Below are 23,642 nucleotides of genomic sequence, written 5' to 3' on the forward strand. Positions count from 1 at the left end.
TTCAGCCAACTTGTACAGCTTCACCAAACACCACCTCCGCCTGATCCCTCCAGGGCAAAGCGGCGCATTCCGTAATCTCCATCAGCGTCACGGCTGTGACCTCGCGCTTATAGACCAGCCGCTTCAACACATCTGGCGCGAGATAGGCCAGCCGCAACTGTCGGCTGACATGGCGCTCAGCGAGGTTCACTGCGATTGCCAAGTCCAGAACAGTCCCGAACTCACCTGCCTCCATGCGCCGCCGCCAACCCCATGCCCTGCCGATGGCGCGCAGGATGTGCGGGTCTTGGGTCTGGTCTTCGCTCGGTAAGTAATCAGCAGGCGGCAGGATTTTCGGCCGCCCGTTTTTCTTGCGGATTTTGAGCGGCACGAAGACCTGGATTGTATCGGGGGTGCCCATCACTCCGCCGCCACCAGCGGACGCGGTGTCATCATCTCTCGCATGACGCCAGCAATCCCGTCAGTGCGAAGATCAATGACGAGGCCCTCAGCGGTCACTGTGACGCGTCGGACAAGCAGCTGAATGATGCGGGCCTGCTCGCCTGGAAACAGCTGCGCCCAGAGTTCCCGAAACTGCTGCAAGGCGGCAATGGCGTCAGCCTCGGGAATGTCATCCCTGTCCAGTTTGGCAATGACCTGTGCTGTGGTTTCAGGGGTGCGAAGGACGCGGCGGATTTCGGTAATGACGGCACCCTCGATTGTATCCGCAGGCAAGCGGCGGGGGATTCCGTCATCGGGCGTCTCACGGTTTTTCAGAAGGTCCATTGATACATAATAGCGATACCGGCGCGTGCCCTTCTTCGTGCTGGAGGGCGTCATCGCAGCGCCGGTGGCTGTGAATAGCAGTCCCTTCAGGAACGCTGGCGTTTGCGTCCGGCTGTTATTGGCGCGCGTACGTGGGCTTTCGCCGATGATGTCGTGGACCTGATCCCAAAGCCGCGCGTCGATGATGGCGTCATGCTCGCCGGGATAGGAGGTGCCTTTGTGTACGGCCTCGCCGCGGTACACGCGGTTGTTGAGCAGGCGGTAGAGGTAACCTTTGTCAATCAAGGTGCCCTTTTTGCTGCGCAACCTTTCGGAGCGTAGTTCGCGCGCCAGAACGGTGGCCGAACCGACCTCTACAAAGCGGGTAAAGATGTCCACGACGGTGTCGGCTTCCTCGGCATTCACCACCAGCTTACGGTCGCGCACGTCATACCCGAGGGGTATGTTGCCGCCCATCCACATACCCTTCATACGCGAGGCTTTCACCTTGTCACGGATGCGCTCGGCGGTAACTTCTCGCTCGAACTGAGCAAAGGACAGCAGAATGTTCAGCGTCAGCCGGCCCATGGATGTGGTGGTGTTGAACGACTGCGTGACCGAGACGAAGGTGACGCCGTTGCGGTCAAAGACCTCGACCAGCTTGGAAAAGTCCATCAGCGAGCGCGACAGGCGGTCGATCTTGTAAACAACAACCACATCAACCAGCCCGTCCTCGATGTCGGCCAGTAGCTGCTTCAAGCCCGGGCGCTCAAGGGTACCACCTGAGATGCCGCCATCGTCATATTGGTCACGCACCAGCGCCCAGCCCTCTGACTTCTGGCTGGCGATAAAGGCCTCGCAGGCCTCGCGCTGCGCATGCAGACTGTTGAACTCCTGCTCGAGGCCTTCCTCGCTCGACTTGCGGGTATAGATGGCGCAGCGCAGGCGGCGGGCGGGTTTTGTGGACACGTCCTTCATGCCTCACCCCGCTTCCGCTCACGAAGTCCGAAGAAGCGATAGCCATTCCACCGCGTTCCAGTAATGGCCCGCGCTACGGCCGACAGCGACTTGTAGCGTCGGCCGCCCCATTCGAAGCCTTCCTTCAGAACCGTCACTGTGTGGGCGACGCCGTCCCATTCGCGGATCAGCTTGGTGCCCACCACAGGGTTGCGGGGGTCAGCAATCTGCGCCTTGCGCGTCAGCGTGCCCTCTACCTCATCAGCCAGCATATCCAGCATGCGACGTGTCTGCTTGTCAGGGCCGCCGTAGGACAGCTCCTGGATCCGGTAAGCGAGACGGCTTTCCAAGAACGTGCGGCTGTTGTTGGGGGCAGGGGCGTTAAACAGCACCTGCCATTCGGCCTTTAGTTCGTTGACAGACATGGCTTTCAAAGCGGCCAAGCGCGCCAAGACTGGTTCGTATGTGGTCATGCAGATATCCTCTGAGTTGGAGTTGCAGTACCGCTCTGATCGCGCGGGAAGTGTAGCGAACTGTCTCCAGAATTCTCGGATAGATGGTCGCAATCGCTCTCCATGAGGCGCACGACGGCCTTGGCCAGCAAGCCGTAGAGCTCGGTTCGGCGCTCGTGCGCCGTCATGCGGTCTGGGGGCAGGGGGTTGGGGCCCGAGCCGCTACTTTGTGGCTTGTTTCTCATGAAATGCCTCTTCGGGTTCGACCCCAATAAGACGGCTGAAAGTCCCTTTTAACAAGCTAAACCAGAAGCTTGTCGACCTATGTCGGTTTGAGTCGGTCTTTGGCGGCCGCTCCTTTCAGACGCGGCGGCCGTACCAGCGAATCCGGCCGACGATGTTGACCTCGTCCAAGAGGCATTCGTAAGGCGAGTATTTGGCATTGTCAGAGGTGACGCTAATGCGCGGTGGCTCACTGGACGGAATATGTTCGATCCGCTTGGCCATCAGCCCCATGCCGTCGTGCAACACGAATAGGCCTGGCGGATAGGGTGACTTGCGTCCCATATCGACAAGGATCGTATCGCCATCATTCAGCGTGGGCATCATGCTGTCACCGGTGACGCGCAGGATCCTGAGCTGCTTTGCGTTTGCGTCAAGCTCATTTTCAATCCAAGACTGCCGGAAATGATACATCTTACCGGCTTGCTCGTCCTCGGCGTGCACGATCGTGCCTCCACCAGCCGAGGCCTTCGCCTTCACGCCCGAAATGCCAACAAAGGTCATGTCGGGTGAGTAGATCTTGGGCTCCTCACCCTCTAGGGTGCCATCACCGTCGATCAGCCAAGCAACATCAACCCTCAAGACATCTGCAACCTTCTGAAGTTTAGACCGGGTCGGACGCACAGATTTGCCGCGGATGATGTCATAGATAAAGGAACGGTTAAGGCCCGAGGCCTCTGCAACGGCCGCGGGGGTCATGTCGAGTTGGAAAGCGCGTGCCTTCAGCCGCTGCGCGATGTTCGTGACGATCATGGTTATCCCCAGTTGGCTGTGGACTTAATAGGATATGTATTCTGTTGAAAGCGGACAGTCAAACAGATACGAACAATACATGAACAAGAGGGGTGCTGCCAGTGTTGATTTCACGAGAATATTTTACGCTGAACGAGGTTTTGGCGGACTGGGGCATCTCCGAGTCGGAGCTGGGTTACGTTGTGGAGATGGGGCAACTTACCCTGTCGGTACGCATTTATGGCTCTTTCAGCGTGGCCGATCGGAAAGATCGCCCCCCCAAACCCAATCCCGACTTCGAGGGCGTGGTCGATCTCGACAGGCGCGACGCGATGCGCGTTTTGCGCAAGCAAGCCTGCCCGGTCGCCTCCTTTGTGCTGAATGGTGGAACCGTGATGACACCAGCGGGCGGCGCAGATTGGGTCGTCTATCGAGATGCCTTGCTTGTACGCGCTGACGAACGTGAGCAATTGGAAGCCACGGCAATGGCCGCTGATGCGCCGCATGCCAATGATTATGATCGGTTTTTGGCGTTTGAGCTTCAAGGAAAGCACTACCTGTTCACGGACATGCAGGCGCGGGCTTTGAACTATTTGTTCATCTGCGCCGTCACGGGTGATCCTGAACAGCGTGGCGTGCAGATCTTGGCGGCGGCCGGGTCTGCCTCGGTAAAGCTGAGTTACCTGTTCTCCAGTCGCAAGGGGTGGCGTGACATCGTCCATCCGGTCTCAGGTCGCCGAGGTTACTACATGTTGGAGCCGTCCCTGGTTGTGAGTATGCGTCTCGGTCACTGAGGGCTGATATCTTTACGTAAACGGGCCCGCTTCGAGCGGGCTTTTTCATGTCTTGAGCGGGTCGTGATTCGCGACTGTGCCCGATCGATCATATTCATTTGGTTGGTGTTCGGTCGGTGCTTGGTTGGTGAACGGTTGGTGTTGGGTTGGAGCACCGACCGAGATTTTCCGGGACATTGAATTTCCTACAAAAATTAAAATTGATCACCGACCGTTTGTGCCACGACCTCCAACCCAAGGGTTTGGCAATTTGCCCTCATCAACTGGATGAGGACGACGATGGAGCAAGAACACACTCTACTGAGCACGAAGCTCTTGTCTCGGCGCTGGAACATTGCGCCGCGTACTTTGGAACGTTGGCGCGCTGAAGGCCGTGGGCCACAGTTCGTCCGTATTGGCCGACATGTGCGCTATCGCCAGACAGATATCCTGTCTTTCGAGGTCAAGCATATCGAGGCAACGACCGTTGAGCAGGGTTTGACTGTCGTCCGGAGCGTCGCATGAGAGCCGCTGTCTTGACCAGCGCGTCGGCTGTTTCAGAAATCACGCTGATTGCGTGGGTTGATGTCGCCGAGCCTGGTGCGCGGCTGCTTTATCACCACGGTTTTTTGGTCGTCGACACGACCCCGAACGTTTCGTTGCTTGGCAAGGAAGCCTGCGAAGGCCTGCGGGCCACGGCTGACGCTGCGTATCGGCTTTCAGAACTTGGCCGCGTCCATCTCTACCAGGAACGTCTTGGTCCTGACCGCTTTGCCTATTTCGCCATCGCCCGCCCGCAAAAGGGCGCTGTTCCCTCTGCCTCTGTGAAGCAGCTGGCCGCTGCTGCCTGACCCATTCACCCCTCACCGAACACGGAGACCCTTTCATGACTTATCCCCAAAATACCCCGAGCGTGGATGACATGCTCAATATGCAGACTGGTGACCTGGCGCAGATGCCGGTGGAATTGCTGGCCGGTCTGCAGGCTGAATTGGCCCATGCAACCAAGCAACTGCGCATGGCGAGCGCGCGGTTCAACACGGCCCTTGAAGTGCGCTATGCCGCCCGCGCGGCCGAAGCGCGCAGGGCCTGCGGCAAGGACACCGGCACGGTGCGGCTCGCGGATGGTGATTACACCGTCGTGGCAGATCTGCCCAAACGCGTCGACTGGGATCAGGAAAAGCTGGCGGCCATGGTCGCGCGCATCCGCGCTGCAGGCGACGACCCCGCCGAATATGTTGATCTCTCCTTTAAGGTGCCCGAGCGCAAATACGCGGCCTGGCCAGAGGCCATCCGGCAGGGTTTCGAGCCCGCACGCACCGTCCGGCCCGGCACGCTGAAGGTCGAGATTGTCCCGCAGGAGGGCGATCAATGACGGCACTACTTCCCGTTCCCGAAAACGATCTAAGCCTTCCCGGCCTGATCGATCGCGCGGCCAGCATGCTCTCGAATGCTAAGACTTCGGCGGAGGTTCTGGAGGCACGCGAGGCAGCGGGCCTTGTCTATGACACGGCGAAACGTGCAGCACGTTTGGGCCGGGCCAAAGCCGCGCATGACGACCTGGTTGCGGCGGCACATCGTGCACAGGCCCATGCGCTGGAAATCGAAGCTGCCGCAAAGCGACGTCTCGCTAATGAGTATGATGCTGCGCAGGCTCGTGGCGAGGTGGCGGGCCACGGCCGAAGTAAGGTTGAACCTTCCAACGTTACGACCGCTTCCGATCTCGGTCTGCGGCGAGACCAGATCCATGACGCTCGCCTGATCCGGGACGCTGAAGCCGCTGATCCTGGCTTTGTACGACGGACACTCGACGAAAAACTGCAGCGCGGGGAAGAACCCACGCGGTCTGCGGTCCGCAAAGCAGCGGAAGAGCGGCTGCAACGCTCACTTGACCGGTTGCAGCGGGTTCAGGACAGCGTCCGCCAGATCGAGGCGACAAAGCCAGCTCCGCTGACGCCCGAACAGCAGGCCATCCAAATCGCGGTGTTTGGGACCCAGGAAGATCGGGCCATTCACGAACGCCTCGTGGAAATTGTCGAGCGGATCGACGAGCAGCCGAGTCCGTCGGAGGCGGTCCGCCGCATTCCGCCAGCGTCGCGCCACGCCGTTGAGACCGCGCCCGTGCGGCGCGCGGCGGCATGGCTCACCGACTTCACCACCCTTTACGAACAGGAGGTCCAGAATGGGACATATGCGACTGAATGATGTTGTAGCCGAGATTATCGGCGACGTGATGGCAGGCCATGCGGTCAACAAGCGCGAGGCAGCTGTCAAACGTTGGGACGATATTGATGCGGATGGTCAGTATCTGGCAGGCATTGACGGCGTTGTTACGCGGATCGATCAGCGTGCGCGCAGCCTCAAACTCAAGGCGGAGAAATCCGCCGCGCCCGCGCAGGCGGCCTTGCCGTTCCATCTTCCGGCTGCGGTGGCCATGGACATTGACGGCACCAGCCTTGTCGCCACGCGCCAGCTGTCGCGCGCCGGGTTTGAGCGTGCCATCGAAATCCGCCAGCTGCAGATCGCCAACGATCAACGCGCCCTTCGCGAATGGCGTAACGCGCTGCGACAGGCCGATCGGTTCTGGGCGGACAATCCGGACTGGAGCTTTGGGAGGTGTCTTGATGCGATCCTGACGCACAGCGTCCAGACCACCCCGTGTGATCGGGTGCCGACATGACCGGTGCGCTCCCCATCATCACCGCCGACCAGCGCATGGCAGAACACCGCGGCATCAAGGGCGTGATCTTTGGCCCGTCCGGGATCGGCAAGACATCGCTGCTCTGGACACTGTTGAACTCGACCACGCTGTTCTTTGACCTCGAGGCCGGAGACCTTGCGATCGAGGGGCTGGCCATTGATGCGATCCGGCCGCGGACCTGGACGGAATGCCGGGATTTTGCAGTGTTCATCGGTGGGCCCAACCCGGCACTGCGCGCCGATCAGCCCTACAGCCAGGCGCACTTCGAGGCGATCTGCGCGAAATACGGCGACCCAGCCGTGCTGGCCAAATACGACACAGTGTTCATCGACTCGATCACCGTGGCGGGTCGGCTCTGCTTTGGCTGGTGCAAGGGTCAGCCCGAGGCACTCTCAGAAAAGACAGGCAAGCCGGACGTGCGTGGGGCCTATGGGTTGCACGGTCGCGAGATGATCGCGTGGCTCACGCATCTGCAGCATACCCGCGGCAAGAATGTCTGGTTCGTGGGCATCCTCGATCAGAAGTTGGATGACTTCAATCGCAAGATCTTCGTGCCCCAGATCGACGGCTCGAAAACCGGGCTCGAACTGCCCGGGATCGTCGACCAGGTCATCACCATGACCGACATTGCAGACGGGGACGGAGCGCCTCAGCGCGGGTTTGTCTGTCACACTCTCAATCTCTGGGGTTTCCCGGCCAAGGATCGGTCCGGGCGTCTCGACATGGTCGAACCTCCGCATCTCGGAAAGCTGATGGACAAGATCCGGGGCCCGCTCATCCCTGCGGACCGCCGCCTTTCCTATGCGGCCCCGGAACCGCTGGCACCCCCAGCGGCGCAGGCCAACACCCCCTCCAACGACACCACCAACTGAAAGGACTTCACGCATGTCTCTCTGGAACGATTTCAACGACGCGCAATCAAACAGCAATGTCATCCCGAAGGGTACGCTGGCCAAGGTACGCCTGACCCTGCGCCCAGGCGGGTATGACGACCCCAGCCAGGGCTGGACTGGCGGCTATGCCAAACGGGGCAGCACAGGGTCTGTTTATCTTGATGCCGAATATACGGTGCTCGAAGGGCCCTATGCCAAGCGCAAGATCTGGTCGCTGATCGGCCTTTACAGCCCCAATGGTCCGAACTGGGCGAATATGGGCCGCAGCCTTGTGCGGGGCATCCTCAATTCGTCGCGCGGCCTCTCGGACAAGGACAATTCCCCCGAAGCTCAGGCGCGGCGACGGATCAACGGGTTTGCTGACCTCGATGGTCTGGAATTTGTCGCGCGGATCGATGTTGGCACGGACACCAACGGGGAGGACAAGAACGAGATCAAGAGCGCTGTCATGCCCGATCACCGAGATTACGCGCCGGTGATGGGTCATGTCGCGGTGCCGGGTATTGCACCACAAATGCAGCCATCGGCCACTTCTGCGCCACAGCATCAAGCTCCGGCTGCCACTTCGCAGGCACAGGGTCATCCGGCACCGGCGTCACAGCCACAACAGAAGCCCGCCGCACCGGGCTTCTCGGGCCGTCCGAGTTGGGCCGAGTGAGGGTCTGAACCATGCGATTGCGTCCCCGCCAGAAACTCTTCGTCGAGCGCAGCCTGTCTGCGCTCGGCACCCGCGACAACACGCTCGGCATCGCGCCGACCGGAGCGGGCAAGACGATCATGCTGTCGGCGGTCACCGGCGAGAGCATTGGAAACAGCCAAGCCAAGGCCTGCGTGTTGGCGCATCGAGACGAGCTGACCGCGCAGAACCGCGACAAGTTCGGTCGGGTCAATCCCGCCATCACCACCTCGGTGGTGGATGCCACCAGCAAATCCTGGGGCGGTCAGGTGACGTTCGCCATGGTGCCCACGCTGACGCGGGAGCGCAATCTGGCGGGTATGCCGAAGCTGGACCTGCTGGTGATCGACGAGGCCCATCACGCGGTCGCGGACAGTTACCGGCGTATTATTGACCGCGTCCGCAATGCCAATCCTGATGCTCGGATCTTCGGGGTCACTGCCACGCCCAATCGCGGCGACAAGAAAGGCCTGCGCGAGGTCTTCGACAATGTCGCGGATCAGGTGCGCTTGGGTGAGCTGATCGCATCTGGTCACCTCGTGCCGCCGCGCACCTTTGTCATCGACGTCGGCGTGCAGGAGAAGCTCAAGGCGGTGCGCAAGACCGTGTCGGATTTCGACATGAGCGAGGTGGCCGAGATCATGGATCGCGCGCCGATCACGGAGGAAGTGATCCGCCACTGGCAGGAAAAGGCCGCCGATCGCCCCACGGTGGTGTTCTGCTCTACCGTGGGCCACGCCGCGCATGTCGCCGAGGCCTTCAACGCTGCGGGCATTCCGACGGGCCTGATCCATGGTGATCTGCCCGGCGAGGAACGCCGCAACATCCTCGCGGCCTTTGCCCGCGGCGAAATCCGCGTCATCACAAACGTCTCAGTGCTCACCGAGGGATTTGATCACCCGCCCGTCTCCTGCGTCGTGCAGCTGCGGCCCAGTTCTTACAAGTCCACCATGATCCAGATGGTTGGGCGGGGCCTGCGCACTGTGGATCCGATCGAGCATCCCGGCGTGGTCAAGTCCGACTGCGTGGTGCTGGATTTTGGCACCTCGAGCCTGACCCACGGCACGCTGGAGCAGGACGTCGATCTGGAGGGCAAGACCACAAGCGGCGAGGCACCCTCGAAAACCTGTCCGTCCTGCACTGCCGATATTCCGCTGGCGTCGCGCGAATGCCCGATCTGCGGGGAGGTCTTGGTCGAGGATGGGGGTGAAACACTTGAAGGGGCCCTTGGCGGTGCGCTTTCTGGCTTTCTGATGACCGAGATTGATCTGCTGAAGCGCTCAAGCTTTGAGTGGGTCGATCTTTTCGACACAGAGGATGCGCTTCTGGCGACGGGCTTTTCGGCCTGGGGTGGGATCTTCTGGCTGGAGGGCCTCTGGTACGGTGTCGGTGGCGCGCGCGGTGTGCAGCCGCAGCTGCTGGGTATTGGCGAGCGCAGCGTGTGCCTGGCGCAGGCCGATGACTGGCTGAACGATCACGAGACCGATGAGAGCGCCTTCAAGACGCGCGCCTGGCTGAACCAGCCTGCCACGGAAAAGCAGCTGCAATATCTCTCGCCTGCCGCGCGCAGCGATTATGGCCTGACCCGTTACAAGGCCTCGGCGCTGATGACCTTCGGGTTCAACAAGCGCGCCATTCGCGGGCTGATCCTGAGCGCGGCCCCGACTGCGCGGGAGGCCGCATGAGCCATGTCGCGCAAATCGCATCCGCGCCCACAGAGGCTGCGGATCGCCCGGGTTTTGATCGCCTCTGGCATCCGCGCGGCACGCTCTGCGCCGTCTGCACATCCCGCACCCGCGGCTTCGGTTGGTTCGATCCGCACCAGCCGCGCGGCAAACGCACATACCGCTGGTTCTGCTCAATGCAGTGCCAGGCAGCCTTCAACCGAAAAGCGAAAAGAGGACTGAGCATGGTCGATTTTACCGAAGACGAAACCCAAGCGCTGCCTGCCGTGATGCGCGCGCTCGGCCTGGAAATGGAACGGATCGGCTGGGACCGCCCGCTGGGGCAGTTGAACCAGAACGAAATGCACCGGCTGATCGTCATCACCGTCGAGGCCTTTCGTGCCGAGATGGCCGAGATCACCAGCCAATCGGAGGTGCCGTTTTGACCCTCGATTTCAACCACAAACCCAGCTTCTCTGAACGCATCAACGAGACCATTGATGCGGCCCTGACGTCCGAGAATGCGGCAAGGACGCCCCGTGATTACCTCGGTGGCTCCCGCCTTGGCCATGCCTGCGAACGCGCCCTGCAATTCGAGTTCACGGCTGCGCCGAAGGACGAGGGGCAGGATTTCTCCGGCCAAGTCCTGCGCATCTTCGCCATCGGGCACGAGCTGGAAGAGCTCGCTATCCGCTGGCTGCGCGGCGCAGGGTTCGAGATTTATACGCAAAAAGGCAACCATCCAGATGGCGGCCAGTTCGGCTTCTCTGTCGCGGGTGGGCGCATCCGCGGCCACGTCGACGGCATCATCGCCGCTGGACCAGAAGACTTCGACCTTGCTGTCCCCGCGCTCTGGGAATGCAAGACGATGAACGCGAAGAACTGGCGCACCTGCGTCAAGGACGGGGTGACCAAATCAAAGCCCGTCTATGCCGCCCAGATCGCCGTCTACCAGGCCTATATGGAAGCAAGCGTGCCCGGCATCAGCGCCGCGCCCGCCGTGTTCTCCGCCATCAACAAGGACACGGCAGAGATGCACCACGAGTTGGTGCCATTCGATGCCGATCTGGCGCAGCGCATGTCCGACCGCGGCGTCCGGATTCTGCAAGCTACTGACGCGGGGGAATTGCTGCCGCGCGTGGCCGCAAACCGCGACTTTTTCGAATGCCGGTTCTGCTCCTGGGCAGAGCGCTGCTGGGGGCTGCCGACATGACGGATGCCCCAAAGGACCCGCCCGACACCCGAAAAAAACCTGAGGATGCTGACATGAGTACAGACCACGACGAACCAAAAAAACCATCGGCCGACACGGAACCCTCGGATCCCCCGAAAGAAAACCTGGTCCATTTCAACCCGTGGCGGGACTTCAACGACGCGGCGCCACAGATCGACGTGTTCGGCGATGAGCCGGACCCCGAGCAGATCGCCCAGTTCATGGAGGTGGTGTTCGGCTATTGTGACGGGCTGATCCCGGTGCGCAGTTTCATCGACAAGGGGCAGGGCTTTGATGGTCGCCCGCATAACATCTGGATTGATGCCGGTGAAAATGTCACCGACAAGATGACCACCTTTTCCAATTGGGCGGCACGCGAAGGCGCAGCCGTCTATGTCATCCCCGGCACTGTAGCCGCGCCCGGACAGGCCAAGGCCGCTGACATCCTGCAGATGCAGGCTGTGGTGGTCGATATCGACACGGGCGACATTGCCGCCAAGCGGGCGCATCTCGAGCGCCATCTCGGCTCACCCACGATGGTGGTGGAAAGCGGCGGTGTGACGCCAGAGGGCCAGCGCAAGGCGCATGTGTGGTGGAAGCTGACCGAGCCTGCCGAGGGCAGCGACATCGCGCGCGTGACCCGTATCCGCGGTGACATTGCCGCCAAGGTTGGCGGAGATATGCATTTTCGCTCGGCCCACCAGCCGATCCGGGTGGCAGGTTCGGTCTACTATAAAAACAGCCTCAAGACCCAAGTGCGCATTGTTGCGCTGAACGCCGATCTCGAGCGCGATCTGGGCGAGTTCACCGAAGCTGTCACCGACATGCCGCCCGCACCGGGCGTGTCGCTGCAGCCGGATTTCGCCACGTCCGACAAGCCTGCCGTCGACGATGTGCTGGTCACCCCGGTACGCGAGAGCGCGCAGGACGACTGGTCGCGCTTCGAGGGGGCCTCGGCCGCCATCGGGTATTTCATCCGCATGGTCCATGAGGGCCGGATGTCGAAAGACGAAGGTTGGGAGGGCATCTGCGGCTACAACGCCGCGATGCTGCGGCCGCAGTGGACGGTGGAGCGGCTGAAGCGCGAGTCCGAACGGCTCTGGGCCCGCCATGTCGAAAAATACGGACCGCCCTTGATCCGTCTCGACAGCGCCGCCCCTGCGCCAAACGAAATGCCTGCCTTCACGCTTGGCGCGCTGCTGGATGACGACAGCCCTATGCCTGCTGACATCATCGCACCTCGGGTGCTGACACCCGGTGGGCTGCTGGTGCTGGGCGGCGCACCCAAGGTGGGCAAGAGCGATCTGCTGATCTCCTGGCTTGTTCACATGGCAGCGGGCGTGCCGTTTCTCGACTTCACACCACCGCGACCTCTGCGGGTGTTCTACCTGCAGGCCGAGATCCAGTACCACTATCTGCGCGAGCGGATGAAGCAAATCAGCCTGCCGAAAGAGGTTTTGACAGGCGCGCGGGACAATCTGGTGGCCACGCCAAAGCTGAACCTCTTGCTCGATGTTGAGGGCAGTGTGCGTGTCGCGGCGGCCATCCAGCGGGCATTCCCTTCAGAGCCCGTTGACATTATCTGCATCGACCCGATCCGGAACCTTTTCGACGGTGGCCCCGAGGGCGGCGGTGAAAACGACAACACCGCCATGATGTTCTTCCTCAAAGAGCGGGTCGAGGTTCTGCGCGATCACATCAATCCCGACTGCGGTGTCATTCTCGCCCACCACACCAAGAAGCTGAGCAAACAGCAGGTCAAGGACGACCCGTTTCTGGCGCTCTCAGGTGCCAGCGCTCTGCGCGGGTTCTACACCTCTGGACTGATTTTGCACCGTCCTGATGAGGATGCCCGCGAGCGCAAGCTGGAGATCGAACTGCGCAACGGGCCAGCGTTGGACCCCAAGTTGATCGACAAGGTCAAGGGCGAATGGATCGAGATCAACCCGATGAACGAGCGGCTTGTACGCCAAGAAGCTGGCGCAAAACACGACGCCGAACGGGATCGAAAGGGCGGCGTGATTGTCCAGATGCTCAGTGAGCAGGCTGAACAGGGAAAGATGTTCACGCTCAGCCAGTTCGCGGCCAGCTTCGAGAACAAAGGCAGTCTTGGGGGGCAGACCAGCATCCGTGAACGCCTGCATGTGCTCGCCACCAAGGGCCATGTGAAGTTCGTGCGCGGTGAACAGATCAAAGAGCTCGGCCTCAAACGGAACCGGTCCAAGTTCGGGTATCTCTGCGTCAAAAATATGCAACTGCGGACCGACCTGGAAGTGGTCGACACCGAGACCGGCGAGGTGTGCCCAGCCTTCATTCGGGTGCTACCGTCCGACTACATGTGCCCTCAATCTGGAGCGATCTTGCCGGTTGAGAACCCGGACGTCTGGGTCGATCAGGACGGTGATGAGGCATGAACCCGGCACCCCAAAAGAGCCTGTCCAAGAACACGGATCGTCCGTGTTCTTGCCAAAACACGGGCCGTGTTTCTGATGTCCGTGTTCTGTGTTCTGGAATTCGTGTTGTAAAATCAACGTGTTACGCAGGAACACAGAACACGGATTGCAGTCTGTCATTTTCCAATCCGTGTTCTGGAAATCTATATTTGATTTCAATGGCTTACACAGGAACACAGAACACGGAATTTCCTACCCTAAGGGGTAAGTGTTCTCCCCGCTTAAGGCGGGGGAGACACCACCCACCCCTGGGCATTTTTTTGGGGCTAAAGTTTTGGTCCCAGAACAATCCGACGACGGCGGCCGGCACCGCCAAGCATCAACCGCCGTCGTCTTCCACCCGAGCAGCCCACCAGAAGAGGAGACCACTCATGGCTGATACGACTCTCGCCGATGCCACTCTCGGCACAACCCCGAAAACGCCCATGCTGCCTGCACAAACCCCGCGCACCATCCTGGCGCTTGATCTGGGCACCACCACCGGCTGGGCCATCCGTGGCTATGACGGCCTCATCACCAGCGGCACCGTCAGCTTCAAGCCCAGCCGCTACGACGGTGGCGGCATGCGCTACCTTCGGTTCACCAACTGGCTGACGGAAATCGACAGGCTGTCAGGACCGATTGGGGCGATCTATTTCGAAGAAGTCCGTCGGCATGCCGGTACTGATGCAGCCCATGTCTTTGGTGGGCTGCTTGCTGTGCTGACCAGTTGGGGTGAGTTGCGGGGCGTGCCTTACCAGGGCGTGCCAGTTGGCACCATCAAGCGCCACGCCACCGGCCACGGCAATGCGCCCAAACTGGCCATGATCGACGCCGCCCGCGCCCGGGGCTTCAGCCCGGCTGACGACAACGAGGCGGACGCCGTCGCGATCCTGCTTTGGGCCATTGAGACGAATGGGGGTGTCGCATGAACCGCCATCGTCAAATTGGTCTGGAACAGCGCGGCGGTGATGATGTCGGCCGCGATCCGCGCTGCATGCGCACGGATGAGTTGGAACAGTTGGGCCATGCCCGTGTGTCGCCGCTGCGCGCCCTGCGCTTGCACTGTCTCGATTGCTGCAATGAGTCCGCGCAAGAGGTGCGGCTCTGTACGGCGGTCGACTGCGCGAGCTGGCCGTTTCGGTTAGGTAAGAATCCGTGGCGTAGGAAGCTTGATCCCCAGGAGCGCGCCGCCTTGCAGGCTCGACTGGTCCGCAAAGGTGCATCGGAGGCGGCGGCGGCCCAGAAAACAGGGAGCGAAATCCCAGCCTCTGATTTTGATAGGCTAAGGGTGCCTAACGAAATAGCCGTCGATTTACCCCCCACAAAACGCGGTGTCGCGGAGGGAGGTGCATCATGACTGGCATGCAGTTCACCCCCAAGGGCTACGGCGGCCACCGCCGCAACCCCGAGCAGGTCAAGCGCGATGGCTGGCATGAGCAGGGTGTGCTGGCCGTCAGCGTTGATGACGATCGTCTGACATGGCCGGAGCGCGCACTGGTCGAACAGCTCGGCGCAAAACTCTACGGCAAACGCCCGCAGGGCAGGGAGGTGCGCCATGGCAGATGACTGGACCCGTGCCATGGTGGCCGATCGTCTGGAGCTGGCGGCGGACGTGATGCGCAGCCTGCCACCGGTGCGCCCACAAGGCTATGTCAGCGCCTGGCCGGATTACGTCTCAACCTTTGCCGATCAGGTGGGGCAGGAGCCTCGGATGAAACGGCCGCTGCCATCGCCGCGGATGATCACAGAAGCGGATGAGGCGCTGCTGTGGCTGCGGTGGCTGGACAAGGACATTGGCCAGATCCTCTGGGCGCGGGCCAATCGCAAGGCCTGGAAGGGGATCACCTGGCACCACGGGATCAGCCGGGCCACAGCCAGTCGGCGTCAGGAGTACGGGTTGGCGGTGATTGTCTGGAAGCTGAATGGCAGAACCGTGCCGCGCAAACGCTCGATGGAGTATGTGATCGGGCAAACAACGTGAGCGTCGGGGCGGTCAAGTTGTTGCCGCCCTGTCAACCCAGTTCGTGCAAGTGAGACACTTTTCGGTGAGACACCGCAAGCTGTGACAGATGCCGATTGAGAGGCTATAAGAACGATAAGATGACCGTCGTGTGGCTGAGAGCGGCGTGTCGGATTGAACGGGTTTGTAGGGGCGTAAATGGTGACCGGTTTGCAGAAAAAACTGTCTCTGGTCGATTTTGTGAGGCACGTAACCGATTGAAATTGAACGGTTCCTTCCTGTTTGTAACCGTATATGGGGGGGCGCAGCGCCGCGCTTTCCTAGTGACAGCACCAAAAACACCCGTTTCGTTTCGCTTTACACGCAAACCCAAAGAAACAAGGGCCTAAGGGCCTGCTAAACCCCGCCTGAAACGAAATGGCCCTCTGACCCCATTTCGCTTCGCGGACCAGACCCATTTCGGTTCGGCGCTTTTCCAAGGACATTCCAATGGACGTTTTAGACCTGCCGCTTGAGCAGATCATTCCCTATGCGCGCAACCCGCGTAACAATGCGCAAGCCATTGCCACGGTCGCTGCGTCGATTCAGGAGTTTGGCTGGCGACAGCCCATCGTCGTCGACGAGGCGATGGTGGTTCTAGCGGGGCATACCCGGCTGGAGGCAGCGCGCAAGCTCGGCTTCAAGTCCGCACCGGTGCATGTCGCCAAGGGTTTGACCGAGGCCCAGGCACGCGCCTTCCGGATCATGGATAACCGCTCCAGCGAGAACGCCGAGTGGGACAAGGACCTACTAAACCTCGAACTGGCAGATCTGATGGATGCCGAGTTCGATCTCGGCCTGACGGGTTTTACTGATGATGAATTGAACGCGCTGATGAACAGCCTTGAGGACGGCACCGGCCCGCAGGAGGGCGAGGACGATATTCCAGACACGCCGGAGGATCCGATCAGCCGCCCGGGCGATCTGTGGATACTTGGCAACCACCGTCTGCTCTGCGGTGACAGCACGGTGGCCACGGACGTGGAAAAAGTTCTGAACGGTGTCAAACCGTTATTACTCATAAGCGATCCACCCTATGGAGTTGAGTACGACCCGGGCTGGCGCAACAAGGCAGGTGCAGCCAAAACCAAACGTACCGGCAAGGTGCTGAACGATGACCGTGCGGATTGGCGTGAGGCCTGGGCGCTGTTTCCGGGCGACGTCGCTTACGTTTGGCACGGTGCTCTGCATGCAAGGGAGGTGATCGAAAGCCTAGAGGCGGCAGGTTTCACCATTCGCTCGCAGATCATCTGGGCCAAGGAGCGGCTGGTGCTCAGCCGGGGCGATTATCACTGGCAGCATGAACCGATGATTTATGCTGTCAAAAAGACCGGCAAGGGCCACTGGGCCGGGGACCGCAAGCAGACGACGCTGTGGCAGATCGCCAACAAAGATCAGGATGCCAAGACGGTACACGGGACGCAAAAGCCCGTTGAATGCATGCGGCGACCGATCCTGAACAACTCGAGCCCTGGGCAGGCAGTCTATGAACCATTTATGGGCTCGGGCACCACGCTGATCGCGGCCGAGACCACAAGCCGCGTCTGCTACGGAATAGAGCTGAACCCGGCTTATGTCGATGTTGCGGTGGAGCGGTGGCAGGCATTTACGGGGAAAGAGGCGATGCTGGATGGCAGTGATAAGACTTACAACGCGCTTAAAGCCGAACGCGAGGGCGCATGAAACAGTCTCGCCTCATGTCGCTGATCGAGGCGATCACGATTGTCATTGTAGGCTACATATTGGCTATTGCTACGCAGATCCTAGTGTTCCCGTGGTTCGGCCTCGAGGTCGCGTTCGGAGAACATCTGGCGATAGGCATGGCCTTCGTCGCCGTCTCTCTGGCCCGCAGTTATCTGCTGCGCCGTTTGTTTGCGCTGATCTAACCGCGCTAGCACGCTCACGATTGGAGCCATGAAAATGTCATCGTCTCTATGTTTTGCGATATTTGTACCTAACATCTATGATTGCGCCAGTATCTGTCCCACGGCAAAGCCCACCCGCCGCTCACCATCGCACAATTGATATCTCCATGACGTGGCGACACGCACCATGATGCTGTGCGTTTACCTCCTGCGGAACCGTCTGATCGACATTGCAAAGGGAGACCATCTACAAGGATATGCCCATAGCGGCTGACGCCCGTCGGAGTGCCCAAAAGATCGACCAAGGCATCACGGCTAGCAATCCCGCTTGCGTTTGGGCAAGGATGTCCAGCGGAGCAGCTGCTATCTAGTTCGCGCGCCGCAATCCCTGCAAGCCGCAGCCTGGGCCCTTCACTGCACCAAACGGGGCCGTCCCCATCCCAAACATGCGTCGGCGTGCAGGTAAAGTTCTGTCCGCGCGGAATAATAGGTACGTCAGCAAACGCCGCTGATGCGAAAAAAGCAGCAATCAGTGCGCTGAAAACAGATCTGTAAACCCAGATAGTCACCGTCATCTTACCTTTCTCAGGAGTATGTCAGCGCTTAGTATCATAGGCTGCAATAATCGAGAAACCCTGAATGGGCCTTCAGCGGCGGCACTTCGAGGCTATCGGGGTAGCAATGGCAGATCAGTTAAACCAGGCCGAGGTCTTTCAGGCAGCTGGCGGTATCCATCAGCTGATGCGTGGGCACTTCAACCGTGATGGTGAAACTGTCGGCGGAGGTGCTGGCGTAAACGCCACCATCGTCCATCAGGGCCATTTCGATCTCGTCGAGCACGACTGTGATACGACTGCGGTCAAACTGTTCTGGCAGGGTATGAATGGGGAGCCGAATGCTGGTGGTTTCCATGGGGGTTACTCCGCGTCCTCTTTGTGTGGTGTGGCAGCGATGTTCATCAGGGTCATCGTGAAAGGGTCCTAAGTTGCGTCTTTCTATGACGTAAGCTTCGCTCTACGGGCGCGCACTATCCAGTATAATCGCAGCAATTACATGGCTTTAATTCAAAAGTTAGTGTCACTTTATGTCCTCAGCCACCCAGCCCATCGGCGTGATCGCCAAGCTGCTTGATCTGTCGGAGCGGCGGGTCCAGCAGCTGAGCCGGGAGGGAGTGATCCCGAAGGCGGAGCGCGGGCAGTACGATCTGATCGGCTCGGTGCGCGGCTACGTGCGTTACCTGCGCGATCAGGCCGTTAAGGCTCAAGCGGGTGCGCCAGACTATGCGGCTGAGCGTGCCCGGTTCATTCGCGCCCGGGCCGACCTCGCCGAGATGGAGGCGGAGGAAAAGCGCCGCTCACTGATTGCTGCTGACCAGATTGAGGCAGCATGGATTGCTGTGCTGGCGCTTCTTAGAACCCGTCTTTTGGGGCTGCCGGACCGGTTGGCGCCACAGATTTTTGACCAATCAACCGTCGGAGATACCCGGAACCTGATCCGTGCCGCTATCCGCGAGGTGCTTGATGATCTCGCGCAGCCAGACATTGAATTTGAGACCGACCTTGACCTTGAAAGGATCGCCGATCCTGAAGCGGACGGTTCAGAGGGCGTTAGCAGTTCTCAAACCACCGCCGGACCTGACAATAAGTGACTGGGCTGACCAAAATCGACGGCTGAGTTCAGAGGCCAGCGCCGAGCCCGGACAGTGGCGCACGAGCCGCGCGGAATATCAGCGTGGGATCATGGATGCGATCTCGGATCCGGCAGCGGAAACCGTTGTAATCATGTCGAGTAGTCAAATTGGAAAAAGTGAGTCGATCCTTAATATGGTGGGCTTCCATATTGACCATGACCCGGCACCGATAATGGTGGTCATGCCAACGGAGCGGGATGCGGAAACGTGGTCGAAGGACCGCTTCTCACCGATGGCGCGGGATACGCCGTGCCTACAAAATAAGATCGCCAATCCGAGATCTCGGGACGGCAACAACAAGATCCTGCATAAACGCTTTCCGGGCGGACATCTGACGATTGTGGGTGCCAATGCGCCTTCGGGCCTGGCAAGCCGGCCAATCCGGCTGCTGCTGTGCGACGAGGTGGACCGCTATCCGTTTAGCGCAGGGGCTGAGGGTGATCCGGTTAACCTTGCGCGCAAGCGGACGGTGACCTTCTGGAACCGCAAGATTGTGCTGGTCTCGACGCCGACGAACAAGGGCGCGAGCCGGATCGAGGCGGCGTTCGAGGAAAGTGATCAACGCCGGTTTTGGGTGCCATGCCCTGAGTGCGGAACTGAGCAGGTTCTGACCTGGAGCCAAGTCCGGTGGGATAAGGCGACTGACGGCAGCCATTTACCTGACACTGCGCGCTATCACTGCGCACAATGCGATGCGGTCTGGCGCGATGAGACAAGGTGGTCAGCTATCTCCAAAGGCCGCTGGATTGCCGAGCAACCCTTTTCGGGTACGGCTGGGTTCCACCTGAACGAGATCTATTCGCCCTGGGTTCGTTTGTACGCGATGGCCAAGACTTTCTTATCAGCGCGCGCTGGCGGTGATGAGATGATGAAAACCTTCATCAACACCTCGCTGGGCGAGACCTGGATGGAAAGCGGCGAGGCGCCTGATTGGCAGCGCCTACAGGGGCAAAAGGAAGAATGGCGCTCAGGCACGGTGCCAGCGAGCGGTCTGTTCCTCACAGCCGGTGCGGACGTGCAGAAGGACAGGATTGAGGTTGACGTTTGGGCTTGGGGCAGGGGGCTGCAAAGCTGGCTGATTGATCACATTGTCATCGACGGCGGTCCGGGGGATCCAGCGTGCTGGCAGACCCTTAGCGATCTTCTTGGGCGAACATGGGTGCATCCCAGCAGCCAGCAGCTGACCATCGCGAAGCTGGCCATTGATACCGGTTACGAGACCAGCGCCGTTTATGCCTGGGCAAGGCAGGTCGGCTTCGGCCAGGTGGCCCCAGTGAAAGGTCTGGAGGGCTTCAACCGCGCTAGCCCGGTGACGGGGCCGACTTTTGTCGACGCGACCATCGGCGGCAAGCGTCTGCGGCGCGGTGCGCGGCTCTGGTCAGTGGCAACCTCAACGTTCAAGGCGGAGACCTATCGCTTCCTGCGTCAGGACAGGCCGACGCCTGAGGAGATAATAACGGGCGCATCGTTTCCGGCAGGCTCGGTGCATCTGCCCAATTGGGCTGACAGCGAATGGCTCAAGCAGCTGACGGCGGAACAACTGGTCACGGTCAAGAACAAACGCGGATTTGCAAAGCTCGAATGGCAGAAGATGCGCGAGCGCAACGAGGCGCTGGATTGTCGGGTCTACGCCCGCGCGGCCGCTTGGATTGCTGGAGCGGACCGATGGTCCGATGCGCGGTGGACTGATCTGGAAGCACAGGTCGGGATCACGGCGGAGGACATGGCTGAGGACGGGGCGGGAAACACCACGCCCGCTTCTCGGCGCGCGGGACCACAGCGGCGAACCGTGCGCTCAAGTTACATGAGGTGAAGGGGCTGGAAACGCAGGGTCATGTTGGCCGGGCAGGTTCAGTGCAGGCAGCATTTCTTGAACTTCTTGCCGCTGCCGCAGGGACAGGGATCGTTGCGGCCAAGTTTGTCAGGTGTCTTTGTGAGGGCCTCTGTCCAGGGGGCCACACGTAAGGCGTTGTCAACTTTGCGGGTCTTCTGCTGGATGAGAAACTCATCGGTATAACAGTGCCATTTCGACAACTCATCGATGGCATTGGTGATCAGGGCCTTCTGGTAACGACGGTTTGCGGGGGAAACACCTTCGTTGAGGGAGGCCTCCAGACCCTCGAGGAAATGCCCGAAGTCGCAATACTCTTTCGGGATCAGGCCCTGGTCGAAAACCTCGCGCACGGCCTCGGACATATCCTCGAGTCCGAGGGCGGCAATAGCGTCCATCCAGCCAGTGAGGAGGTCTACGGGTGCCTTGGGACAGCGTTGGCGAAAGGTCCGGAAATAATTCTCGATCACCGGGCGTTCAGCGTGGTGCAGTTGCGCTATCAAGACGAGAGCATTCATCAAGGACAGACGCGCGAATTCGTCAGCCTTCCTGTCCTCGATCGCGTCGCACACGGGCTGCAGGTCACCGTCGAATGTTCCAGCGATGACGCGAAAGCTTGTTTCGGTGACAGCGTCCCCGAGGAGATGGTCGATGACCTTGGTAGGACGACGGAGCATCTGAACCAACGGGCGATAGGCACGAGGATCCTGCCATTCGCCCAGCATGTGGAAAATCGGAATAAAAGCCATCAGATCAGCGTCTTTCATCGCTGGGATAGGCTGATGTGCGAGGCGGGTTACGAGATCGACGAAGACTGGCGCCATTTCTTCGCGCCGGGTGCCTGCTCCGGCCATGGCAGTTTTCGGAAAAATGTCGTCGCGCGCGAGATCGCGCATGATTTCGGTCGGGGTCATGGTTTTGCCTTCACTCGGGATTCGGTTGGCTAAATGAAACATATTCGCAGGATAGGTCAATTCAGATGCCGACATTGACGGAACTCCTTAGTCGCCGCGAGACCTTGGCTGTTCAGCGTTCCTCTGGCGTGGCCCGCGTCAGCTATGACGGCAAAACCGTGGATTACCGCAGCGTGGCTGAAATTGACCGGGCCATCGAGGCACTGGACCGCGAGATCGCTGCCGCCGAGGGGCGGCGCATCGTGCGCCATGTGCGCATAACGACCTCAAAGGGGCTATGATCCATGGGCCTGTTTGACCGGTTCCGCCGACCAGCCCAAGGCGGCCCTGCAGCCGTGCGCGCGCGTCTTGAGGGTGCAATGTCCAAACGCCGGTTGCGGGGCTGGAACCCACCGCTGGAAAATATCAACTCACTGGTCGCCTCAGGTGGCCCGAGGTTGCTGGCCCGTGCCCGGGAACTGGTGGTCACCAATGGATATGCGGCGAATGCCTGCGAGGCCTTTGCGTCTAACATGGTGGGGGACGGTATCAAGCCCTCATCGCTGATCGCGGATGCCAAATTACGCGATCAGGTTCAGCAGCTTTGGCTGGCCTGGACGGATGAGGCGGATGCCGATGGCTTGACTGATTTCTACGGTCTGCAGGCCATGGTGGCGCGCGAGATGTTCGTCGCAGGCGAGTGCTTCGTGAGAATGCGCCCGCGTCGTGCTGTGGATGGCTTACTGGTGCCGCTGCAAATGCAGCTGCTGCAATCGGAAATGCTGCCGTTTGAGAAAACAGGCCCGGCCGCAAATGGCAATCGCATCCGCTGCGGCATCGAGTTTGACCTGATCGGGCGGCGCGTTGCCTATCACTTCCGCCGCAGCCACCCGGGCGACAGCACCGATCAGCGCGTGGCGGTGCCGGAAACCGTGCGTGTTCTGGCCGAGGATGTGCTGCATATCTATCGGCCCATCGATGCTGGCCAAATCCGCGGACTGCCGCATGTGGCCCCGGCCATGGTGCGTCTGTTTCTGCTTGATCAGTATGACGACGCGGAACTCGACCGCAAGAAGACGGCAGCGATGTTTGCGGGCTTCATCACCAAGACAGCACCAGAAGACCCGATGATGGGCGAGACCGAGTCCGATCTCGACGGTGCTGCGATGGCGAGCCTTGAGCCCGGCACGATGCAGGTGCTGCTGCCGGGCGAGGACGTGAAGTTCTCAAGCCCTGCCGACGTAGGCGGCGGCTATGAGGCGTTCCAGTATCGCACACTTCTGGCCGTCTCGGCCTCGCTGGGGCTGCCGTATCATCTGGTCACTGGCGATGTGCGGCAGGCCAACTATTCGAGCCTGCGCGCCGAATTGGTCGAGTTCCGCCGCCGCGTGCAGCAGTTGCAGCACGGGGTGATCGCGCATCAGCTCTGCCGACCCGTATGGGCGCGCTGGCTGGAGACGGCGCAACTGGCGGGCCGGTTGGACCTGTCTGATCCTGCGGCTGCGCGGATGGTGCAATGGATCCCGCCACGCTGGGACTGGGTCGACCCGCTCAAAGACATACAAGCGCAGGTGCTGGCCATGGAGGCTGGTATCACATCGCGGCGCAAGGTGGTCGAAGCCACGGGCTACGATGTCGAAGAGGTCGACCGTGAGAACGCAGCCGATGCCGCGCGCACGAAGCAGTTGGGGCTCAGCTACAGAACCAGCCCCGGCGAGACCCAAGGTGCGCGGGCAACACCTGCAGGGCGGCCTAATCCGAGTGACGGGGCCGCCGGCGAGAATGGCGACAATGGCGAGGATGCGGCTGCGACCGATCCCGCTACCAAACAGGAGTAACACC

General features: G+C 60.5%; 28 protein-coding genes. 22 read left to right on the top strand and 6 right to left on the bottom strand.

Translation table 11 applies throughout. From position 1 onward, the window contains the following. Position 1: 1 nt before the first annotated feature. From ACSQ13_RS03840 to ACSQ13_RS03855, 4 genes are all read right to left on the bottom strand, one after another. Entirely contained in the window at positions 2–400 is a 399-nt protein-coding gene (locus ACSQ13_RS03840; RefSeq protein ID WP_435988157.1) for a hypothetical protein, read from the bottom strand. Beyond that, positions 400–1,722: a recombinase family protein gene (locus ACSQ13_RS03845; protein ID WP_435988158.1), complete on the bottom strand. Its 1,323-nt coding sequence runs from the start codon at positions 1,720–1,722 to the stop codon at positions 400–402. Before ACSQ13_RS03845 ends, ACSQ13_RS03840 begins: the two co-directional genes overlap by 1 nt. Next, on the bottom strand, positions 1,719–2,174 hold the full coding sequence (locus ACSQ13_RS03850; protein WP_435988159.1) for a DUF2924 domain-containing protein: 456 nt from the start codon (positions 2,172–2,174) through the stop codon (positions 1,719–1,721). The genes ACSQ13_RS03845 and ACSQ13_RS03850 overlap by 4 nt, the downstream gene beginning before the upstream one ends. 339 nt (positions 2,175–2,513) lie before the next feature. Continuing rightward, positions 2,514–3,188, bottom strand: a complete 675-nt coding sequence (locus tag ACSQ13_RS03855) for an XRE family transcriptional regulator (protein ID WP_435988160.1) — start codon at positions 3,186–3,188, stop codon at positions 2,514–2,516. 101 nt (positions 3,189–3,289) lie between these two features. On the opposite strand from ACSQ13_RS03855, the gene ACSQ13_RS03860 reads away from it, so the two are divergent. From ACSQ13_RS03860 to ACSQ13_RS03945, 18 genes are all read left to right on the top strand, one after another. Further along, complete coding sequence (locus tag ACSQ13_RS03860) at positions 3,290–3,961, top strand: hypothetical protein (RefSeq protein ID WP_435988161.1); 672 nt, start codon at positions 3,290–3,292, stop codon at positions 3,959–3,961. Positions 3,962–4,240: 279 nt separating this feature from the next. Continuing rightward, on the top strand, positions 4,241–4,465 hold the full coding sequence (locus ACSQ13_RS03865) for a helix-turn-helix transcriptional regulator (RefSeq protein ID WP_435988162.1): 225 nt from the start codon (positions 4,241–4,243) through the stop codon (positions 4,463–4,465). Then, the gene (locus ACSQ13_RS03870; RefSeq protein WP_435988163.1) at positions 4,462–4,791 is read left to right on the top strand and encodes a hypothetical protein; all 330 of its coding nucleotides are present in this window, start codon (positions 4,462–4,464) and stop codon (positions 4,789–4,791) included. The genes ACSQ13_RS03865 and ACSQ13_RS03870 overlap by 4 nt, the downstream gene beginning before the upstream one ends. 35 nt (positions 4,792–4,826) lie before the next feature. Then, on the top strand, positions 4,827–5,315 hold the full coding sequence (locus ACSQ13_RS03875) for a hypothetical protein (RefSeq protein ID WP_435988164.1): 489 nt from the start codon (positions 4,827–4,829) through the stop codon (positions 5,313–5,315). Continuing rightward, complete coding sequence (locus tag ACSQ13_RS03880; protein WP_435988165.1) at positions 5,312–6,145, top strand: hypothetical protein; 834 nt, start codon at positions 5,312–5,314, stop codon at positions 6,143–6,145. The genes ACSQ13_RS03875 and ACSQ13_RS03880 overlap by 4 nt, the downstream gene beginning before the upstream one ends. Then, the gene (locus tag ACSQ13_RS03885; RefSeq protein WP_435988166.1) at positions 6,123–6,620 is read left to right on the top strand and encodes a hypothetical protein; all 498 of its coding nucleotides are present in this window, start codon (positions 6,123–6,125) and stop codon (positions 6,618–6,620) included. The genes ACSQ13_RS03880 and ACSQ13_RS03885 overlap by 23 nt, the downstream gene beginning before the upstream one ends. Next, positions 6,617–7,513: an ATP-binding protein gene (locus ACSQ13_RS03890; RefSeq protein WP_435988167.1), complete on the top strand. Its 897-nt coding sequence runs from the start codon at positions 6,617–6,619 to the stop codon at positions 7,511–7,513. The genes ACSQ13_RS03885 and ACSQ13_RS03890 overlap by 4 nt, the downstream gene beginning before the upstream one ends. A 13-nt stretch (positions 7,514–7,526) precedes the next feature. Then, a complete protein-coding gene (locus tag ACSQ13_RS03895; RefSeq protein ID WP_435988168.1) occupies positions 7,527–8,192 on the top strand; it encodes a hypothetical protein in 666 nt (221 codons plus the stop codon). 11 nt (positions 8,193–8,203) lie between these two features. Beyond that, the gene (locus ACSQ13_RS03900) at positions 8,204–9,895 is read left to right on the top strand and encodes a DEAD/DEAH box helicase family protein (RefSeq protein WP_435988169.1); all 1,692 of its coding nucleotides are present in this window, start codon (positions 8,204–8,206) and stop codon (positions 9,893–9,895) included. After that, positions 9,892–10,320 (top strand): DUF6511 domain-containing protein, encoded by a 429-nt coding sequence (locus ACSQ13_RS03905; protein WP_435988170.1) that lies wholly within the window; start codon positions 9,892–9,894, stop codon positions 10,318–10,320. The genes ACSQ13_RS03900 and ACSQ13_RS03905 overlap by 4 nt, the downstream gene beginning before the upstream one ends. Then, a complete protein-coding gene (locus ACSQ13_RS03910; RefSeq protein WP_435988171.1) occupies positions 10,317–11,087 on the top strand; it encodes a hypothetical protein in 771 nt (256 codons plus the stop codon). The genes ACSQ13_RS03905 and ACSQ13_RS03910 overlap by 4 nt, the downstream gene beginning before the upstream one ends. Then, positions 11,084–13,501, top strand: coding sequence for an AAA family ATPase (locus ACSQ13_RS03915; protein ID WP_435988172.1), 2,418 nt, complete (start codon positions 11,084–11,086; stop codon positions 13,499–13,501). The genes ACSQ13_RS03910 and ACSQ13_RS03915 overlap by 4 nt, the downstream gene beginning before the upstream one ends. A gap of 410 nt (positions 13,502–13,911) precedes the next feature. Further along, positions 13,912–14,451, top strand: coding sequence for a crossover junction endodeoxyribonuclease RuvC (locus ACSQ13_RS03920; protein WP_435988173.1), 540 nt, complete (start codon positions 13,912–13,914; stop codon positions 14,449–14,451). Next, positions 14,448–14,879, top strand: a complete 432-nt coding sequence (locus ACSQ13_RS03925; RefSeq protein WP_435988174.1) for a hypothetical protein — start codon at positions 14,448–14,450, stop codon at positions 14,877–14,879. Before ACSQ13_RS03920 ends, ACSQ13_RS03925 begins: the two co-directional genes overlap by 4 nt. Then, positions 14,876–15,088, top strand: coding sequence for a hypothetical protein (locus ACSQ13_RS03930; RefSeq protein WP_435988175.1), 213 nt, complete (start codon positions 14,876–14,878; stop codon positions 15,086–15,088). Before ACSQ13_RS03925 ends, ACSQ13_RS03930 begins: the two co-directional genes overlap by 4 nt. After that, positions 15,078–15,503: a DUF6362 family protein gene (locus ACSQ13_RS03935; protein ID WP_435988176.1), complete on the top strand. Its 426-nt coding sequence runs from the start codon at positions 15,078–15,080 to the stop codon at positions 15,501–15,503. Before ACSQ13_RS03930 ends, ACSQ13_RS03935 begins: the two co-directional genes overlap by 11 nt. A 468-nt stretch (positions 15,504–15,971) precedes the next feature. Continuing rightward, entirely contained in the window at positions 15,972–17,204 is a 1,233-nt protein-coding gene (locus tag ACSQ13_RS03940) for a DNA modification methylase (protein WP_435988177.1), read from the top strand. Continuing rightward, a complete protein-coding gene (locus tag ACSQ13_RS03945; protein ID WP_435988178.1) occupies positions 17,201–17,407 on the top strand; it encodes a DUF7220 family protein in 207 nt (68 codons plus the stop codon). Before ACSQ13_RS03940 ends, ACSQ13_RS03945 begins: the two co-directional genes overlap by 4 nt. Positions 17,408–18,079: 672 nt before the next feature. Here ACSQ13_RS03945 and ACSQ13_RS03950 read toward each other — a convergent pair. Further along, complete coding sequence (locus ACSQ13_RS03950; protein WP_435988179.1) at positions 18,080–18,298, bottom strand: hypothetical protein; 219 nt, start codon at positions 18,296–18,298, stop codon at positions 18,080–18,082. Positions 18,299–18,470: 172 nt separating this feature from the next. Here ACSQ13_RS03950 and ACSQ13_RS03955 point away from each other — a divergent pair, with 172 nt between their 5' ends. Together ACSQ13_RS03955 and ACSQ13_RS03960 are read left to right on the top strand one after the other, a co-directional pair. Next, a complete protein-coding gene (locus ACSQ13_RS03955; protein WP_435988180.1) occupies positions 18,471–19,034 on the top strand; it encodes a terminase small subunit, Nu1 in 564 nt (187 codons plus the stop codon). Between the two features lie 91 nt (positions 19,035–19,125). Continuing rightward, on the top strand, positions 19,126–20,889 hold the full coding sequence (locus tag ACSQ13_RS03960; protein ID WP_435988181.1) for a phage terminase large subunit family protein: 1,764 nt from the start codon (positions 19,126–19,128) through the stop codon (positions 20,887–20,889). A 38-nt stretch (positions 20,890–20,927) separates the two neighbouring features. Here the strand turns inward: ACSQ13_RS03960 and ACSQ13_RS03965 are convergent, their stop codons facing one another. Continuing rightward, positions 20,928–21,896, bottom strand: coding sequence for a DUF1186 domain-containing protein (locus ACSQ13_RS03965; protein WP_435988182.1), 969 nt, complete (start codon positions 21,894–21,896; stop codon positions 20,928–20,930). Between ACSQ13_RS03965 and ACSQ13_RS03970 the strand changes: the two genes are divergently transcribed. Together ACSQ13_RS03970 and ACSQ13_RS03975 are read left to right on the top strand one after the other, a co-directional pair. Further along, positions 21,887–22,102: a phage head-tail joining protein gene (locus ACSQ13_RS03970; protein WP_435988183.1), complete on the top strand. Its 216-nt coding sequence runs from the start codon at positions 21,887–21,889 to the stop codon at positions 22,100–22,102. The genes ACSQ13_RS03965 and ACSQ13_RS03970 overlap by 10 nt on opposite strands. A gap of 3 nt (positions 22,103–22,105) precedes the next feature. Continuing rightward, the gene (locus ACSQ13_RS03975) at positions 22,106–23,638 is read left to right on the top strand and encodes a phage portal protein (protein ID WP_435988184.1); all 1,533 of its coding nucleotides are present in this window, start codon (positions 22,106–22,108) and stop codon (positions 23,636–23,638) included. Positions 23,639–23,642: the final 4 nt, after the last annotated feature.

Source organism: Sulfitobacter sp. SH22 (genome assembly GCF_965641905.1).
Classification (GTDB): domain Bacteria; phylum Pseudomonadota; class Alphaproteobacteria; order Rhodobacterales; family Rhodobacteraceae; genus Sulfitobacter.